This is a genomic window from Streptomyces glaucescens, from assembly GCF_000761215.1.
Classification (GTDB): Bacteria; Actinomycetota; Actinomycetes; order Streptomycetales; family Streptomycetaceae; genus Streptomyces; species Streptomyces glaucescens_B.
Genome location: NZ_CP009438.1, coordinates 1307968 through 1325291, shown reverse-complemented (window position 1 = coordinate 1325291; position 17324 = coordinate 1307968). Strand labels below are relative to the sequence as shown.

The window sequence follows — 17324 nt, the reverse complement described above, 5'->3', positions numbered from 1 at the left end:
GCGCGGGAGCCCCGGTGCGCGGGGCGCCCAGGACGCCGGGGGACCGGACGTGCCCGGGCCGCGGGATCCGTCACAGCGCCGGCGGATCCTGCGGCCCCCGCCCCGACAGCACCTCCCCGTACGCCTGCATCAGATCCGGCAGGCGCAGCGTCGCCAGGTCGTCGCGGGTCAGCGCGCCCGGATACGCCGACAGCCGCAGATCGCGGTACGCGCAGCTCTTCTCGTACAGCGTGCGCACGAACCTGCCGTTGCCCAGCTCGTCGATCCAGCCCTGGTCGACCACGTGCCCGGCGATCGACCGCAGCTCCTCCAGGGACTCCTCGTCCCACGCGTCGCCGTTCTCCGCGGCCAGCACCTCGCCGATCGCGGTCAGCTCCAGCGGGCGGTACGAGGGGAAGTCGACCCGGGTGGTGAAGCGCGAGGACAGGCCGGGATTGGCGGCCAGCAGCCGGTCCATGCCCTCCGGGTAGCCGGCCAGGATCACCACCAGGTGGTCGCGGTTGTCCTCCGCCCGCTTCAGCAGCACCTGCAGGGCCTCGTCGCCGTAGGCGTCGCCCTTGCCGTAGCCGGAGTTGGACAGTGAGTACGCCTCGTCGACGAAGAGGACGCCGCCGAGCGCGGAGTCGATCAGCTCGTTGGCCTTCACCGCCGTCTGGCCCAGATATTCGCCGACCAGATCGGCCCGCTGCGCCTCCACCAGGTGGTCGCCGCCGAGCAGGCCGAGCGCGTAGAACACCCGGCCGAGGATCCGGGCCACGGTGGTCTTGCCGGTGCCGGAGGGGCCGGAGAAGACGAAGTGCCGCTTGGGCGGCTGGACGGGCAGCCCTTGGCCGGCCCGCAGCCGCGCCATGTTGAGCTGCGCGGACAGGGCCTTGACCTGGCGTTTGACCGGCTCCAGGCCCACCATGCGCTCCAGCTCGGCGAGCGCTTCCTCGAGCAGGTCGGGGTCGGTGGGTCCGGCGGGCAGCGGCTGCACCGCCAGGGTCTTCTCGCGCACCGCGGGGTCGCTCTCCGACGGCAGCGGCCCGGCGGGCGGCGGGGGCCCGGGGTCGGACAGCTTCAGATTGCGGTCCACGAGGCCGTAGAGCGGGTCGAGCCCGTCGGTGCCGTCGAGGCCGTCGGGACCGCCGCCGGCGAAGGTGAGCGCGGTGAGGCCGTCGGTCTCGTCGTAGCCGTCGCCCTCGGCGATCGCGGCGAGCCGGGCGGAGGTGTCCATGAAGGCCGGGTCGACGCGGTGCACCGCCCGGTACAGGGGGAGGGCCGCGGCCGAGCGGCCGGTGCCCTCGTGCGCCCGCGCCAGCCAGTACCGCAGTTCCTTGCGCTGTGGCTGCTCGCTGCGGCAGCGCATCAGCGCGGCGGAGAGCAGGGGCTCGGCCTGGCCGTACATCTCCAGGCGCACCCGGGCCATGCCGCCGAACAGGCCGGCCTCGATGCCGAGCAGGGGATCGTCGAGCAGCGGATCGGTGTGCCGGACGAGCTGCTCCCAGTCCTTGACCAGATAGGCCCGGCAGGCGTGCAGGAAGCGCACCTGCGGGTCGGTGTCGACGGGCGGCAGTCCGGCGAGGGCCCGGTCCAGTTCCGGGACGTGGCGGCCGTCCAGCCAGTGCGAGGCGTGCGCGAGCAGCAGGTCGCGTGGGCTCTCCAGCACCGGCTGCACCCACCAGCCCAGCCAGTACCACGAGTTGAGGGTGCGCCGGTGTCGGGTCCGCTGTTCGCCGAAGCGGTCACGGTGGCGGAACATCCGCAGCAGCGCGGTGGTGGTGTCGACGCGCAGCGCGTGCAGTCCGAGCCAGCCGTCGGCCATGCCCGGGTCCAGCCGGACCGCGGCCCGGAACTCCTCCTCCGCCTGCGGATAGGCACCCATGGTGTAGGCGTCCACGCCTCGCAGCCAGGCCAGGTCGGCCGGGGCCTCGGGGCCCTGCGCGGCGAAGTCCATCCCGTCCCCCCACAAACCGTGCCCCCGCTGGTCGAACCGCTGTGCAGCGGACCGGAGTTGCGACTGTGGGCATCGTACCCGCGGGCCGGGCGCCGCCGAAGGGTGCCGCAGGGGGCGTCCGGTGAGGTGGGCGTGAAGGGGGCGCGCGGCGCATGGTGACCGAGGGTGAGCGCAGTGTGCCGCGCGGCGCCCGGGAGAGGTGACCGGAGGCAGAACGAAGCCCCCGGTCACGGGGGAACAACCGGGGGCTTCGCGTCGTAGGGCGGCTCCGTTTGGCCGCACATTGAGAACGTAAGTCCTGTACGGGCCCCCGGTCAAGCCGAGTTGAGGGAGTCGGCCGAGTTCGCACGCAGGGGTCTTCACAGGTTCACCACATCGAAGACGGTCCGTCACTCAGCGTCACCCGCTGGTCCCCGCGTGACCGTCCCCCAAGTCCCACCAGCACCTCATACCCCTCTGTCACCTGGCGTACCAGGAGGTCGGCGTACCGTCGTGAGGGGTCGTCGGCGAAATGCCGCCGTTCGGCGGGAACCCACCGGTCCCAGAAGTCCCGTTGCTCCTCCCCGTCCCGGGAGCGGCCCCGCGCCCAGGACTCCTCGCACGGCAGCTCCATCCACAGCAGTCGCGCCAGATACGGCCGCAGCGCGCGGCGGCCCGCGCCCACGCCTTCCATGAGAACCACCGGCGCGGGCGGCAGCGGCCGGGGCGGCCCGAAGCGCCGTTCCCGCCAGTCGTAGGGCGCGTAGCGCGCGGTGGCGCCCTCCCGCAGCGGCGCGATCACCTGCTCCTGCAGCCGGCCGGTCCAGTCGAACAGCTGCTCGTGGCTGGCGATGTCGTCCAGGTGCAGCACCGGTGCCCCGCCGAGCGCGGCGGCCAGCTCCGCGGCGAAGGTGGACTTCCCCGAGCCCGCGTGCCCGTCGACGGCGACGAGGCGGACCGGGCCGCAGGACGGGGGGAGGCGGCGGAGCGTACGGGCGAGGCCGTTCAGGGGATGGGGCACCCGCCCATCATGCCGCGCGGCGCCCCCGTCAGCGGTCTCGACCAATGTTGGTGGGCGCGGCATGCCCCGAAGTGCTGGCAGGGCGGTCCGCTCGCGTCCATAGTGGCGCACACACGACCGCACACAGCCGTGCAAGGACCTGCCCGTCTCGCACCCCTGGGAGTCAAGCGCCCATGAGCAGAGCCGAACAGCCGTCCCGCAGAACCGTCCTGGCCGCCGCGGTCGCCGCCGCGGTCACCGGCGGCGCGGGGACGGCCCTGGCCGACAGCACGACGATCGCCGGCGGGTCCGGCGCCGCGGCTTCGGCCCGCACCGTCGACAACCGCGCCTGGACGACGTACACCGACTGGCGTTCCGGCAGCGCCAAGGGCACCCGGGCCGTCGCGGGAGCCCGGCCCGGCCTGGTGATCGCCTCGCCCGCCGGCACCGTCGACTACCCGGACCCGCACACCGGCAGGACCTCCCGCTGGGAGTACGCCACCTGGACCTCGCCCGTCCACCGGCTCGCCGTCCCCGCCACCGAAGTGGTCCCGTCCTGGAACGCGCACACCCCGGACGGCACCTGGCTCCAGATCGAACTCAAGGGCACCTACTCCGACGGCACCGACACCCCCTGGTACGTCATGGGCCGCTGGGCGGCCGGTGACGAGGACATCCGGCGGACCTCGGTCGACGGCCAGGGCGACGGCAGGAGCAGCATCTGGACGGACACCTTCGCCGTCGACGACCCGGCGTCCGGGCTGCGCCTGGCGTCCTACCGGCTGCGGCTGACCCTGTACCGGCGGCCGGGCACCCGGCTCACCCCGACCGTGTGGCGGACCGGCGCCATGGGCTCCGACGTCCCGGACCGCTTCACCGTCCCCGCCTCCACGCCCGGTCTCGCCCAGGAGCTCGCCGTCCCGCGCTACTCCCAGGAGATCCACGCCGGCCAGTACCCCGAGTACGACAACGGCGGCGAGGCCTGGTGCAGCCCCACCTCCTCGCAGATGATCATCGAGTACTGGGGCGGCCGGCTCTCCGAGGAACAGCTGTCCTGGGTCGACCCGGGCTACGCCGACCCGCAGATCTGCCACGCCGCCCGGTACACCTACGACTACGCGTACGCGGGCTGCGGCAACTGGCCGTTCAACGCCGCGTACGCCGCCACCTTCAAGGGCCTGCAGGGCGTGGTCACCCGGCTCGGCTCCCTGACCGACCTGGAGACCCTGATCGCCGCCGGCATCCCGGCCATCACGTCCCAGTCCTTCCGCAAGGAGGAGCTGACCGGCGCCGGTTACGGCACCGCCGGGCACCTGATGACCGTGATCGGCTTCACCGCCGAGGGCGACGTGATCGCCAACGACCCGGCCTCCCCGAGCAACGACGCGGTACGCCGGGTCTACCAGCGCCGCGAGTTCGAGAACATCTGGCTCAGGACCAAGCGGTACAACGCCTCCGGCAAGGTCGTCTCCGGCACCGGCGGCGTCTGCTACCTCTACTTCCCGGCCCGGCCGGCCCCGCGTCAGCGCGCGGCGCTCGCGGCCGTCGGGGTGCGCTGACGTCACCGCCCGCGGCCGGGGCTGTGAGCAACGTCTCGGCCGCGAACGGCGCGGACGGTGGCAAGGTGGACAGACCGGTGCGGATCGCGCCCCGGCCAGGGGACGGCCTCCGCACGTCCACCGCACGCACGAGACCAGTGAGAAGCACATGACCGCCACCTCGCTCACCGCCGTCCGCGCCCGCACCGGCGGCCCCCAGGACGACGGCCCGAAGATCGTCGAGCACGCCGTGGGCTGGATCCTCGTGGCCGTCGTCGCGATGCTCGTCACGCAGCTCGGCCTGCTCTGAGCCGCCCGGGCCCGGGGTGAGCCGCACCACCGCACCGCTGTGACCTGACGCATATCCGGCCGTCTCGACCTGCCATACTGCGGATGTCCCGCCGCCCCTTGGAACCAGGGTCGAAAGTGAAGATCAGTGAACAGCGCGACGCCGCTCGCCCCCGGCCGCGCGGAACCGAGCGCTCCCACACGCGCCGCGCCGAACTCATCTCCATCGGGCGGAAGTTGTTCGCCGACACGTCCTACGACGCGCTGTCGATGGACGACATCGCCCGCCAGGCGCACGTCGCCAAGGGGCTGATCTACTACTACTTCCGCTCCAAGCGCGGCTACTACCTTGCGATCGTCCAGGACTCGGTCGCCGACCTGGTCACCTTCGCGTCGAAGGGCCTCGGTCTGCCGGCCCGCGACCGGGTGGAGCGCACCGTGGACGGCTATCTGCGCTACGCCGAGCACAACCAGGCCGCGTACCGCACCATCGTCAGCGGCGGCGTCGGCTTCGACACCGAGGTGCAGGCCATCCGCGACGGAGTCCGCGAGGCGCTCGTCACGACCATCGCCGAAGGGGCGTACGGGCGCCGGGAGATCACCCCGCTGGCGCGGATGGGGCTGCTCGGCTGGGTGTGCGGCGTCGAGGGAGCCACCCTGGACTGGATCGACCGCCCCGGGCTGTCCCGCGATCTCATGCGGGAGCTGCTGGTGAGGACGCTCGGCGGCGCCATGCGCGCCATCGAGGAGCTGGACCCGGCCTACCCGGCTCCGCGGCCCGCCCGCCGTGACGCCTGAGGGGCGGCGGCCGTGACCGGCCGCCGCCCCTCCTGCCCGCCAGGCCCTAGTTGATCGCCTTGATCAGCTCACCGCTCGCCGTGTCCCCGCTCAGCTCCCAGAAGAAGGTGCCGCCGAGGCCCTGCTGGTTCTTGTAGGCCATCTTCGTGGCGATGGTCGCCGGGGTGTCGTAACTCCACCAGTTGCTGCCGCACTTGGCGTACGCGGTGCCGCCGACCGTGCCGGTCGCCGGGCACTTGGTCTTCAGCACCTTGTAGTCGTCGATGCCCTGCTCGTAGGTGCCCGCCGCCGGGCCGGTCGCGGTGCCGCCCGGCGCGGTCTGCGTGACACCGGTCCAGCCCCGGCCGTAGAAGCCGATGCCCAGCAGCAGCTTGGAGGCGGGGATGCCGAGGCCCTTCAGCTTGGCGATCGTCGCCGAGGTGTGGTTCGCCGCCTTCGGGATGCCGGAGTACGAGGTCAGCGGGGAGTGCGGGGCGGTCGGGCCGGTGGCGTCCCAGGCGCCGAAGTAGTCGTACGTCATCGGGTTGTACCAGTTCACGTACTGCGCGGCGCCGCCGTAGTCCGCCGCGTCGATCTTGCCGCCGGTGGTGGCGTCCGCCGGGATCGCCGCGGTGACCAGGTTGCCGGAGCCGAACTTGGCGCGCACCGCCGCCATCAGGTTCCTGTACGCCGCCCGGCCGCTGGTGTCGCAGGTGGCGCCGCAGGCGTTCGGGTATTCCCAGTCGATGTCGATGCCGTCGAAGACGTCCGCCCACTTGGGGTTCTCGACCAGGTCGTAGCAGGACTGGGCGAACGCGGCCGGGTTCTTCGCCGCCTCGGTGAAGCCGCCCGACCAGGTCCAGCCGCCGAACGACCACAGCACCTTGATGTGCGGGTACTTCTTCTTCAGCTCGCGGAGCTGGTTGAAGTTGCCGCGCAGCGGCTGGTCCCAGGTGTCGGCCACGCCGTCGACGGACTCGGCGGCGGTGTAGGTGCGGTCGGTGGCCGCGTAGGCGTCGCCCATCGCGCACTTGCCGCCGGAGACATTGCCGAACGCGTAGTTGATGTGGGTGAGCTTGGCGGCGGAGCCGGAGGTGTCGATGTTCTTGACCAGGTACTTGCGGTCGTAGGTGCCCCATTCGGTGAAGTAGCCCACGACCTTGGAGCCGGCGGCCGCCTCCGCTTCGGGTGCGGCGGTCGCGGTGGTGGCGCCGGCGCCCGCGAGCAGCCCCCCGCCGAGGACGGCGGTACAGGCTGCGGCGGCCAGCGCCCGGAAGGGGGCGCGGGAGCGGTGGGCGCGGTGGGGAGTTCGCATCGGTGTCTCCTCGTGGGGGGAGAGGGGAAGAACGCCGTGCCGGTCGGCAGGAACGCGAGAACGCGTGCGGTGATCCGACACCGTAGGGAGGACTAGACCAACCGGTCAATGGTTCGGACCAATTTCGCGGCGGATGCGCCGGCCGCCCACGGGGCGCGGGATTCTTTGAAGTAAGCGGTCGTTAACCGGTGACGCGGAGGCCCGGATCGGGCATACTCACTGCGCACAGCCGCTGGTCAGCGGCTTCCGTGACCCGGGAGCCCGCCCGGTGGCAGGCCCTCATGAGACCGGCGGAGCCGCCCCACCCACGGCGCTCGTCCGCCGTAGCGCCCGAACGGGAGGAGAGCGTCGCCATGCCCGACCACGCCCCGCAGCCGGTGGACCGACAACTGCCCACGGACGAGGCCCGGGACCTGATCTCGCTCGTCCGCGACATTGCGCAGCGTGAGATCGCACCCAAGGCGGCCGAGGAGGAGGACGCCGGACGCTTCCCGCGCGAGACGTTCACCCTCCTGTCCGAGTCCGGCCTGCTCGGCCTGCCCTACGACGCCGAGTACGGCGGCGGGGAGCAGCCCTACGAGGTCTACCTCCAGGTCCTCGAGGAGCTGGCCGCGGCCCGGCTCACCGTCGGCCTCGGCGTCAGCGTCCACACCCTGGCCTCCCACGCCCTCGCCACCTACGGCACCAAGGAGCAGCGCGCCGAGCACCTCCCCGCGATGCTCGGCGGCGGTCTGCTCGGCGCGTACTGCCTCTCCGAGCCCGCCTCCGGCTCCGACGCGGCCTCGCTGCGCACCAAGGCCGTCCGCGACGGCGACCGGTGGGTGCTCACCGGGACCAAGGCGTGGATCACCCACGGCGGCATCGCCGACTTCTACACCGTGATGGCCCGCACCGGCGAGGACGGCCCGCGCGGGATCACCGCCTTCCTGGTGCCGGGCGACGCCGAGGGGCTGAGCGCCGCGGCGCCGGAGAGGAAGATGGGCATGAAGGGCTCGCCCACCGCCCAGGTCCACCTCGACGGCGTGCGCGTCGGCGACGAGCGGCGCATCGGCGAGGAGGGCCAGGGCTTCACGATCGCCCTGTCCGCACTGGACTCCGGGCGGCTCGGCATCGCGGCCTGCGCCGTGGGCGTCGCCCAGGCGGCGCTCGACGCGGCGGTGGGGTACGCGCGCGAGCGGCGGCAGTTCGGCCGGCCCATCGCCGACTTCCAGGGCCTGCGCTTCATGCTCGCCGACATGGCGACGCAGATCGAGGCGGGCCGTGCCCTCTACCTGGCGGCGGCTCGGCTGAAGGACGCGGGCCGGCCCTTCGCGAAGCAGGCGGCCATGGCCAAGCTGCACTGCACCGACACGGCGATGAAGGTCACCACGGACGCCGTCCAGATACTCGGCGGCTACGGCTACACCGCGGACTTCCCCGCCGAGCGCTACATGCGCGAGGCCAAGGTGCTGCAGATCGTCGAGGGCACCAACCAGATCCAGCGGATGGTCATCGCCCGTCACCTCGCCGGTCCGGAGACCCGCTGAACTGACCGGGCCTGACCAGGGGCGCCGCCAGCCGGACCCACTCCGGGTCGTGGCGTCCCGGCAGGGTGCGCCCGCGGGTGGCCCAGGAGTGCAGCAGCTCGCGGTAGATCGGCGGGTCCTGCGGCGACGGGGCCACGGACGGGGCCGGAAGCGGAACCGATTCTGCGACAGTCGGGACGAACAGCGGACGACGCCCGGTCGTGGAATAGGTGACGGTCATACCAGGGCAACGCTGCGCCGGGCGGACAGGTCACCGGCGCACGGAATCGGGTGTGAGTTCACGGGGCGCCCGGCCGGCGCGCGGCACCCTGCCGTTGTGCGCCGCGTCTGGCCGGCGCACAACGGGAGCCGGCTCGGCCTCGCGCACCGACGCCGCCGATGCCGGCCCGCGCGTGGATGCCCGGCGCCAGGGGCACGGCGGGCGGCACCACGGCACGGGCGGGCGGCCGTGGTGCGGGGCGGTGCGGGAGGTGTGCGGGTGGCTCAGGCGGCGCGGCGGCGCATCGCCGGGACGCGCATCGGGCGCGAGCCCGGACCGCCGACGTGCGAGAACGGCTGCGTCCGCCAGTCGAGGCCCTGGGGCAGGGTCAGCAGCAGGGCGGTGTCCTGCTCCTGGGGCTCGAACGACTCGTCCGCGGGACGGGCGTCAGCGGCGCGGCGGCCGGTGCCGGCGCAGACCGTGAGACCGAACGGATTCCACGGCGAGGCGCACAGCGCGTGCTCCGGCAGGACCTCCTCGTCCGCCAGCAGGGCGATGGGCTGCGCGCAGTCCGGGCAGATCACCCGGTACATCTCGAAGGTGTCGTACGCGTCGAACTCGTCCGCGTCGTCGTAGGCGTCGGGTTCGACGCCCTCCGGCTCGGGTTCGACGACCGGCTGCTGCCGCTTGGGTGCGGTTCGACCAGGGCGCTTAAGACTCTGCATGGGATTCTCCCCCTCGGGCTGGGCCGTTCGGGCGCTGCGGCCTCGACCACAGCAAGCACTTCCCGCCGGACTCAGGGGGTAATCACGAGAACATCACGGAGACGGCCGGATCCCTGTGGCGTTCGTCACATGCCACGCGCAAGAGTCCTGCTCGGCGTCCCGGTCGCCCGGTTGGCCCACCATCCGGGCGCCCACATCACGAACCGGGCATGACCTGTTCCGGTCGGCTATCCGAGGAGATCAGCCGCACTGTAGGTTCTAGCGCCATGGAGGAGCTGGACCGACAGATCGTGCAGCTGCTCGTCAAGGACGGGCGGATGAGCTACACCGACCTGGGCAAGGCCACGGGCCTGTCCACGTCAGCCGTACACCAGCGGGTGCGCCGGCTGGAGCAGCGTGGCGTCATCCGCGGGTACGCGGCCGTCGTCGACCCCGAGGCGGTCGGGCTGCCCCTGACGGCCTTCATCTCGGTCAAGCCGTTCGACCCCAGTGCCCCCGACGACATCGCCGACCGGCTCGCGGGCGTGCCCGAGATCGAGGCCTGCCACAGCGTCGCGGGCGACGAGAACTACATCCTCAAGGTGCGGGTCGCCACCCCGCACGAACTGGAGGAGCTGCTGGCCCGGCTGCGCGGCCTCGCCGGGGTCTCGACCCGTACGACTGTGGTCCTGTCGACACCGTACGAGGCCCGGCCCCCGCGCATCTGACCACCTGGGTGCGGGACGGCGCGCGCGGGGCGCGACACTGTGTCCCATGAGTGAGCGCACCGCCCCGACGAAGACCGTCCTCCTCCGCCGCGGAGAGGTCCACAGCCCCGCCGACCCGTTCGCCACCGCCATGGTCGTCGAGCACGGGCAGGTCGCCTGGGTCGGCTCCGAGGGCGCCGCCGACGCCTTCGCGGACGGCGTCGACGAGGTGATCGACCTCGACGGCGCCCTCGTCACCCCCGCGTTCACCGACGCCCACGTGCACGCCACCGCGACCGGGCTGGCCCTCACCGGGCTCGACCTGTCCGCCGCGCGGGACCTCGGCCGGGCGCTGGAGCTGGTCCGGGAGTTCGCCGCCGCGCGCCCGCACGACCGGGTGCTGCTGGGGCACGGCTGGGACGCCGCCCGCTGGCCCGGCGGCCGCCCGCCGACCCGGGCCGAACTGGACGAGGCGACCGGCGGACGGCCCCTGTACCTGAGTCGGATCGACGTGCACTCCGCCGTGGTCACCACGGCCCTGCTCGACCTGACCCCGGGCCTCGGCCCGGTGGGGGACGGCCCGCTCACCGACGACGCCCACCACGCCGTGCGCGCCACCGCGCTGTCCGCCGTCACCCCCGCCCAGCGCACCGAGGCCCAGCGCGCCGCCCTCGCCCACGCGGCCTCCCTGGGCATCGGCTCGGTGCACGAGTGCGGCGGCCCGGAGATCTCCTCCGAGGACGACTTCACCGGGCTGCTCCGTCTCGCCGCCGAGGAGCCCGGCCCGCGCGTCGTCGGCTACTGGGCCGAGCAGGACGTCGACAAGGCCCGGGAGCTGGGCGCGCTGGGCGCCGCGGGCGACCTCTTCGTCGACGGCGCCCTCGGTTCGCACACCGCCTGCCTGCACGAGCCGTACGCCGACGCCGCCCACACCGGCACGGCCCACCTGGACGCCGCGGCGGTCGCCGCGCACGTCGTCGCCTGCACCGAGGCGGGCCTCCAGGCGGGCTTCCACGCCATCGGCGACGCCGCCGTCACCACCGTCGTCGCGGGTGTGCGCGCCGCCGCCGAGAAGGTGGGCCTGGCCCGCGTCCGGGCCGCCCGGCACCGCGTGGAGCACGCCGAGATGCTCACCCCGGAGACCGTCGCCGCCTTCGCCGAGCTCGGCCTCACGGCGTCCGTGCAGCCCGCGTTCGACGCCCTGTGGGGCGGCGCGGAGGGGATGTACGCCCAGCGGCTCGGCGCCGAGCGCGCCAGGACGCTCAACCCGTTCGCGGCCCTGCTGCGGGCCGGGGTCCCGCTCGCCCTCGGCTCCGACAGCCCGGTCACCCCGCTGGACCCCTGGGGCACGGTCCGTGCCGCCGCGTTCCACCGCACTCCCGAGCACCGCGTCTCGGTGCGGGCCGCGTTCACGGCCCACACGCGCGGCGGCTGGCGGGCGGTCGGCCGCGACGACGCGGGCCTGCTGGTACCGGGCGCGCCCGCGGACTACGCCGTGTGGCGCACCGGCGCGCTCGTCGTGCAGGCCCCCGACGACCGGGTCGCCCGCTGGTCCACCGACCCCCGTTCGGGCACCCCCGGCCTGCCCGACCTGACCCCGGGCGGTGAGCTGCCGGTCTGCCTGCGCACGGTGGTCGGCGGCCGGACGGTGTTCGTACGGCCGGGCGAGTGATCTCCCGCGCGGACGGTGGGGCGCCCGGGGGACGGCGGGCCGTCGCGCGACCTGCGCGTCCACCCGCCCCACCTGCGGACTCGTGCGGGAGCCGCAGGTCGGGCGGCGGCTGGCGGGGGCCGGTCCCGGGCCGGTAGGTTCGGCCGGGTCCACCACCGGACACCCGATCGGGGAGCGCTCACCCGCTCGCCGCGGCGCCGCTGGGTCGGTGACGGCGCACCGCACCGGGGCGCCGTCGCCGGGAGCCAGGCCCAGCGCCGGCGCCGTACCCGGGGAACGCTCCGGCCGGCCGGGAAGGTGTGACCCGGGTGGGGCCCGGGCGCTCAGTAGACAACGGCTTTCGGCAGACCCGCAGCCAGCGGGTCCCAGGTCGGCCCGAAGGGCGCCGGGCCCCCATCCGCCGCACCGCGGGGAACCGCGGATCCGCCCGCTCGCGCGCGACCGACACCACCATCCGTACGTCGTGTCACGTCAGCGCAGGCCGCGGCCACTATGGTGGACATCTGCGACGGACATGAAGGGGCAGCAGTGAACGACGGCGAAGGGACCCGCGCGGGAGAGGCCCAGGGCAGGCGCTTCGGCCCGCTCGGAACGGCCTTGGTGATCATTCCGACCTACAACGAGGCGGAGAACATCAAGGTGATCGTCGGCCGGGTGCGCGAGGCGGTCCCCGAGGCGCACGTGCTCGTGGCCGACGACAACAGCCCCGACGGCACGGGCAAGCTCGCCGACGAACTCGCCGCCGCCGACGACCAGGTCCACGTGCTGCACCGCAAGGGCAAGGAGGGCCTGGGCGCCGCCTACCTCGCGGGCTTCCGCTGGGGCATGGAACGCGACTACGGCGTGCTGATCGAGATGGACGCCGACGGCTCCCACCAGCCCGAGGAGCTGCCCCGGCTGCTGACCGCGCTCAAGGGCGCCGACCTGGTGCTGGGCTCCCGCTGGGTGCCGGGCGGCCGGGTGGTGAACTGGCCCAAGTCCCGCGAGTTCATCTCCCGGGGCGGCAGCCTCTACTCCCGCATCGCGCTCGACCTGCCGCTGCGCGACATCACCGGCGGCTACCGGGCCTTCCGCGCGGAGACCCTGCGCGGCCTCGGTCTCGACGACGTCGCCTCCCAGGGCTACTGCTTCCAGGTCGACCTCGCCCGCCGCGCCATCAAGGCCGGCTACCACGTCGTCGAGGTCCCCATCACCTTCGTCGAACGCGAACTCGGCGACTCCAAGATGAGCCGCGACATCCTGGTGGAGGCCCTGTGGCGGGTCACCACGTGGGGCGTCGGGGAGCGGGTCGGCAAGCTCATGGGCGGCCGGCACGGCGACGCGCCGAAGCCGTGACCGGGCGCCGGCCCATGGCGCCGGCCCGCGGCCCGGAGGGAGCCCTTATCCCGTGCTGAGCCGGGCACGGGCACACTGGACCCATGATGACTGGCGCTCCGACCCCTCCGCCCGCCACCCGGCCCCGACGGTCCCGGCCGCGCACCGTGCTGCCGCTCGCCGTCGCCGCGTGGCTGGTGCTGGAGATCTGGCTGCTGACCGTGGTCGCGGACGCGGCCGGCGGGTTCACGGTGTTCCTGCTGCTGATCGCCGGGATCGTCCTCGGCTCGGTCGTGATCAAGCGGGCCGGCCGGCGCGCCTTCCGGAACCTCAACGAGGCCCTGCAGCGGGGCACCGCCCCCTCCAGCGGCGGCGGCAGCGGCCTGACGATGCTCGGCGGCCTGCTGCTGATCCTGCCCGGGCCGATCTCGGACGCGGCCGGTCTGCTGCTGCTCGTCCCGCCGGTCCAGCGGGCCCTCGGGCGGTACGCGGAGCGGGCGGTGGACCGCAAGCTGCGGCACGCCGCCCCCGGCGGGCTGGGCGACGCCTTCCAGCAGGCCCGCATGTACCACCCCGGCGGGAAGGTCGTGCAGGGCGAGGTCGTCCGCGACGAGCCGGGGGACGCGCCGCGCGAACAGCGGCCGCACCTGAACCGCTGAGCGGGGACCGCCCCCGCTGAGCGGCGGGGACCGCCCGAGCGCCCTGGACGCACCACGACCGCGGGCGCCGTACGTGGAGTCACGTACGGCGCCCGCGGTCATGTGCGCTGGATACCGGGCCAGGCCCCGCCAGGACTCAGGCCGACTTGCGGCTGTCCCGGGGATGAACGGCGATGTTCATCGCGCCGGAACGCAGCACGGCGAGACGCTCCTCGAGGACCTCTTCGAGCTCCTCGCGGGTGCGCCGCTCCATCAGCATGTCCCAATGCGTGCGCGCGGGCTTGGCCTTCTTCTCCTCAGGGCCGTCGCCGTCCACGAGGAGTGCCTGGGCCCCGCAGACCTTGCACTCCCACTCCGGCGGGATCTCCGCCTCGACCGAGAAGGGCATCTCGAAGCGGTGCCCCTTCTCGCATGCGTACTCCACGGCCTGGCGCGGGGCCAGGTCGATGCCGCGGTCCGTCTCGTAGCTGGTCACCACGAGGCGCGTGCCGCGAAGAGCTCGCTCACTCATGAATCGTGCCTCCCGGGCTTGTCGCCCACAGGACAGGTGTCGCTGTCGTCGTCATCCGGTCAACGTCCGGTCGGCGGTAAAGATTCCCGTTCCGCGTCACGTTCCGGGTCATGCGTCGCCGTCGTAGCCGCAGCCTTGTCAACCAGTGCAGTACCCACAGGCGCCCGGTTTGTCACATCTGATCGGAGATGTCACCCAGCGTTTCGGCATCTTTGACGCGCAGTAACGGTACGCCTGGCAGGCCAAACGCGTACACTACAGCCCTTTCCCGCAGAGTGCTAAATCCTTTCGGGGACCGGGTTCCCCGCGTCGCCGATCGCCCGCCGCAGCGGCACCCGCGCCAGCAGCAGGAAACCCAGCACGAAGAAGGCGACCAGCGACACGATCGCGTCCCGGTAGCTCCCGGTGAGCTGGTACGTCAGGCCGAACAGCAGCGGGCCCAGCCAGCTCATGCCGCGGTCGCTCAGCTCGTACGCCGAGAAGTACTCGGCCTCCTTGCCGGGCGGGACCAGGTGCGAGAACAGCGAGCGGGACAGCGCCTGACTGCCGCCGAGGACCAGGCCGATCCCGGCCGCCAGGACGAAGAACCACACCGGCGCCCCGGCGGGCAGGAAGTAGCCCGCGGCGAGGATCACGATCCAGGCGAGCAGCGAGCCGAGCACCGTGCGCTGGGCGCCGTACCGCCGGGCCAGCCGTCCCAGCAGCAGCGCGCCCGCCACCGCCAGCACCTGGACCAGCAGCACCGCCCCGATGAGCGTCGACTGGCCGAGCCCCAGCTCCTTCGACCCGTAGACCGAGGCCTGCGTGATCACCGTCTGGATGCCGTCGTTGTAGACCAGGTACGCGAGCAGGAAGGCCAGCGTGAGCGGATGGCGGCGCATGTCGCGCAGGGTCGCGACCAGCTGCCGGCGCCCGGAGAGGGCCGGCGCCGGGCGCGCCGCCGGACGGTCGCGCAGCCTGCGCAGCGGGATCACCGCGAACGCGCCCCACCACAGGCCGGCCGAGGCCAGGCAGATCCGCACCGCCTCGCCCTCGGTGAGGCCGAAGGAGTCGTGGGCCAGGTACAGGACCAGGTTGCCGACGAGGACCAGCGCTCCGGCCGCGTACCCGAAGGCCCAGCCGCGCGAGGAGACGGCGTCCCGCTCCTCGGGCGGCGCGATCTGCGGCAGGTAGGAGTTGCAGAGCATCATCGCCACCGACTGGGCCGCGTTCGCCACGATCAGCAGCGCCCCGCCGAGCAGATAGCGGTCCCCGGAGAGGAAGAACATGCCCGTGGTGGCCGCCGCGCCCGCGTACGCGGCGGCGGCCAGCAGGGGCTTCTTGCGGCCCGTGCGGTCGGCGGCGGCGCCCACCAGGGGCATCGCCACGATGGCGACGATCACCGACAGGGACACCGCGTACGCGAAGAAGGAGCCCGCGCGCACCGGAACGCCCAAGGGGTGCACGAACCCGCCGGCGTCCGCGGCCGACTCGGCGACCGAGGTCAGATAGGGGCCCAGGAACACCGTGAGCACGCTCGTCGAGTACACGGAGCACGCCCAGTCGTAGACGTACCAGCCGTGCTGTTCGCGCCGTCGCGCGGCGGACTCGTCCGCGTCCTCCGCGCCGGTCCGCACGGTGTCGCTGCCCACCGGTGCCCTCGCCTCCCCGTGCAGGTGCGCGCGGGCCGGACGGGGTGCGTGGCCTCAGGCCCAGACGCCCCGGTCCTCCATGACCTTGCGCAGTGTGTCGATGTGATCGGTCATGATGCCATCGACTCCCAGATCCAGGAGCCGGTGCATCCGTTCCGGTTCGTTGACCGTCCACACGTGCACCCGCAGCCCGCGCGCGTGGGCCGCGCGCACGAAGCGGTGGTCCACGACCGGGATGCCGGACCGGGACTCGGGCACCTGGGCCGCGACGGCCGAGCGGCGTACCGGGACCGGCACGCCCCAGGAGCGCAGCCGCAGGTTCAGCACCCCGCGGGTGCCGTACGACGTCGCGAGGCGTTCTCCGGCCAGGCGCTGGGCGCGCACCACGCGGGCCTCCGAGAAGGAGCCGACGCAGATCCGGTCCCAGGCGCCGGTCCGGGCGACCAGGCCGAGGAACGGGCGGAGCGCGGACTCCGCCTTGAGGTCGACGTTCCAGCGCACCTCGGGGAAGGTCTCCAGCAGTTCTTCGAACAGCGGCACCGGTTCCCGGCCGCCCACGCGCGCGTGGCGCACCTCGGCCCAGGGCAGGTCCGCGATCCGGCCCGCGCCGTCGGTCACCCGGTCCAGCGTCTCGTCGTGGAAGGCCACGAGCCGGCCGTCGCGCGTGGTGTGCACATCGGTCTCGATGTACCGGTAGCCCGCCTCGACGGCCCGCCGGAACTGGCACACGGTGTTCTCCACCCCGTCGGCCGCCCCGCCCCGGTGGGCGAAGGGGATGGGGCCGGGATGGTCGAGGTAGGGATGGCGTATGCGCGCGGTCACCGACGCAGTATCGCCCGCCGCGGTTGCCCGGCGGCGACCACCGTGCTGCCGTCGGATGCCGGCGGGAGGGCGAACACCCGCAGGAAGAGCTGGGCGAGCGGACCGATCGAGACCGCGTACAGCAGCGTGCCGACGCCGATGGTGCCGCCCAGCGCGAAACCGGTGACGACGACCGCCACCTCGACGGCCGTCCGCATCAGCCGGATCGAACGGCCGGTGCGCCGGTGCAGCCCGGTCATCAGCCCGTCACGCGGCCCGGGCCCGAATCGCGCGGCGATGTACAGGCCGGTGGCGGCGCCGTTCAGCAGGACGCCGGCCAGCAGCAGGGGGATCCGGACGGCCAGGGTCTGGGCCGCCGGGAGGAGCGCGAGCGTGCCGTCCATGGCGGCACCGACCACGAACACGTTCGAGACCGTGCCCAGACCGGGGCGCTGGCGCAGCGGTATCCACAGCAGCAGGACCACCGCGCCCACGATGACCGAGACCACGCCGATCGTCAGACCGGTGCGCTCCGCCAGGCCCTGGTGGAGGACGTTCCACGGCTCGAGGCCGAGGCCCGCCTCCACGAGGAGCGCGGAACTGGCGCCGTACAGCGCGAGCCCGGCGTAGAGCTGGGTCAGCCGGCGTGGAAGATGCCCCTGTGCGGACAAGGTGTGCCCCCCTGGTAGTAGTGGCCTGACGCATGACACTCTGTGGCGTGGAGGGAAACATCATCCATGGCCAATTCGGGGAAGGTGGACTGGTAA

Annotated in this window: 16 protein-coding genes; 8 read left to right on the top strand and 8 right to left on the bottom strand. The window is 73.3% G+C overall.

Going from position 1 to position 17324, the window contains the following annotated elements; translation table 11 throughout:
- Positions 1 to 70 precede the first annotated feature (70 nt).
- Together SGLAU_RS05685 and SGLAU_RS05680 are read right to left on the bottom strand one after the other, a co-directional pair.
- Entirely contained in the window at positions 71 to 1936 is a 1866-nt protein-coding gene (locus SGLAU_RS05685) for an AAA family ATPase (RefSeq protein WP_043498902.1), read from the bottom strand.
- Between the two features lie 367 nt (positions 1937 to 2303).
- A complete protein-coding gene (locus SGLAU_RS05680; protein ID WP_043498900.1) occupies positions 2304 to 2936 on the bottom strand; it encodes a uridine kinase in 633 nt (210 codons plus the stop codon).
- A 173-nt stretch (positions 2937 to 3109) separates the two neighbouring features.
- Here SGLAU_RS05680 and SGLAU_RS05675 point away from each other — a divergent pair, with 173 nt between their 5' ends.
- The 3 genes from SGLAU_RS05675 to SGLAU_RS05670 all read left to right on the top strand — a co-directional run bounded on the left by SGLAU_RS05675 (position 3110) and on the right by SGLAU_RS05670 (position 5539).
- Positions 3110 to 4474 carry a peptidase C39 family protein gene (locus SGLAU_RS05675; protein WP_043498898.1) on the top strand — a complete coding sequence of 455 codons (1365 nt, stop codon included), beginning with the start codon at positions 3110 to 3112 and terminating at the stop codon, positions 4472 to 4474.
- Positions 4475 to 4622: 148 nt separating this feature from the next.
- Positions 4623 to 4763 (top strand): SCO1431 family membrane protein, encoded by a 141-nt coding sequence (locus tag SGLAU_RS34820; RefSeq protein WP_107408959.1) that lies wholly within the window; start codon positions 4623 to 4625, stop codon positions 4761 to 4763.
- 116 nt (positions 4764 to 4879) lie between these two features.
- On the top strand, positions 4880 to 5539 hold the full coding sequence (locus SGLAU_RS05670; protein WP_043498897.1) for a TetR/AcrR family transcriptional regulator: 660 nt from the start codon (positions 4880 to 4882) through the stop codon (positions 5537 to 5539).
- Between the two features lie 46 nt (positions 5540 to 5585).
- Here SGLAU_RS05670 and SGLAU_RS05665 read toward each other — a convergent pair whose 3' ends face one another.
- Complete coding sequence (locus SGLAU_RS05665) at positions 5586 to 6833, bottom strand: glycoside hydrolase family 18 protein (protein WP_043498895.1); 1248 nt, start codon at positions 6831 to 6833, stop codon at positions 5586 to 5588.
- Positions 6834 to 7186: 353 nt separating this feature from the next.
- Between SGLAU_RS05665 and SGLAU_RS05660 the strand changes: the two genes are divergently transcribed.
- Complete coding sequence (locus tag SGLAU_RS05660) at positions 7187 to 8359, top strand: acyl-CoA dehydrogenase family protein (RefSeq protein WP_043498893.1); 1173 nt, start codon at positions 7187 to 7189, stop codon at positions 8357 to 8359.
- Positions 8360 to 8842: 483 nt separating this feature from the next.
- On the opposite strand, the gene SGLAU_RS05655 is transcribed toward SGLAU_RS05660, so the two are convergent.
- Positions 8843 to 9283: a hypothetical protein gene (locus SGLAU_RS05655; protein ID WP_043498891.1), complete on the bottom strand. Its 441-nt coding sequence runs from the start codon at positions 9281 to 9283 to the stop codon at positions 8843 to 8845.
- A gap of 266 nt (positions 9284 to 9549) precedes the next feature.
- Between SGLAU_RS05655 and SGLAU_RS05650 the strand changes: the two genes are divergently transcribed.
- The 4 genes from SGLAU_RS05650 (at position 9550) to fxsA (ending at position 13614) form a co-directional block, all read left to right on the top strand.
- A complete protein-coding gene (locus SGLAU_RS05650) occupies positions 9550 to 9990 on the top strand; it encodes an Lrp/AsnC family transcriptional regulator (protein ID WP_043498889.1) in 441 nt (146 codons plus the stop codon).
- A gap of 46 nt (positions 9991 to 10036) precedes the next feature.
- A complete protein-coding gene (locus tag SGLAU_RS05645; protein WP_043498887.1) occupies positions 10037 to 11641 on the top strand; it encodes an amidohydrolase in 1605 nt (534 codons plus the stop codon).
- Between the two features lie 492 nt (positions 11642 to 12133).
- The gene (locus SGLAU_RS05640; RefSeq protein ID WP_078957612.1) at positions 12134 to 12976 is read left to right on the top strand and encodes a polyprenol monophosphomannose synthase; all 843 of its coding nucleotides are present in this window, start codon (positions 12134 to 12136) and stop codon (positions 12974 to 12976) included.
- A gap of 83 nt (positions 12977 to 13059) precedes the next feature.
- A complete protein-coding gene (gene fxsA / locus SGLAU_RS05635) occupies positions 13060 to 13614 on the top strand; it encodes an FxsA family membrane protein (protein WP_043498883.1) in 555 nt (184 codons plus the stop codon).
- A gap of 136 nt (positions 13615 to 13750) precedes the next feature.
- On the opposite strand, the gene SGLAU_RS05630 is transcribed toward fxsA, so the two are convergent.
- The 4 genes from SGLAU_RS05630 to SGLAU_RS05615 all read right to left on the bottom strand — a co-directional run bounded on the left by SGLAU_RS05630 (position 13751) and on the right by SGLAU_RS05615 (position 17228).
- Entirely contained in the window at positions 13751 to 14125 is a 375-nt protein-coding gene (locus SGLAU_RS05630; protein ID WP_003977404.1) for an RNA polymerase-binding protein RbpA, read from the bottom strand.
- A 278-nt stretch (positions 14126 to 14403) separates the two neighbouring features.
- Positions 14404 to 15756 carry an MFS transporter gene (locus SGLAU_RS05625; protein WP_043498881.1) on the bottom strand — a complete coding sequence of 451 codons (1353 nt, stop codon included), beginning with the start codon at positions 15754 to 15756 and terminating at the stop codon, positions 14404 to 14406.
- Between the two features lie 54 nt (positions 15757 to 15810).
- A complete protein-coding gene (locus SGLAU_RS05620) occupies positions 15811 to 16578 on the bottom strand; it encodes a glycerophosphodiester phosphodiesterase (protein ID WP_043498880.1) in 768 nt (255 codons plus the stop codon).
- The gene (locus SGLAU_RS05615; protein ID WP_043498879.1) at positions 16575 to 17228 is read right to left on the bottom strand and encodes a YczE/YyaS/YitT family protein; all 654 of its coding nucleotides are present in this window, start codon (positions 17226 to 17228) and stop codon (positions 16575 to 16577) included. Before SGLAU_RS05615 ends, SGLAU_RS05620 begins: the two co-directional genes overlap by 4 nt.
- Positions 17229 to 17324: the final 96 nt, after the last annotated feature.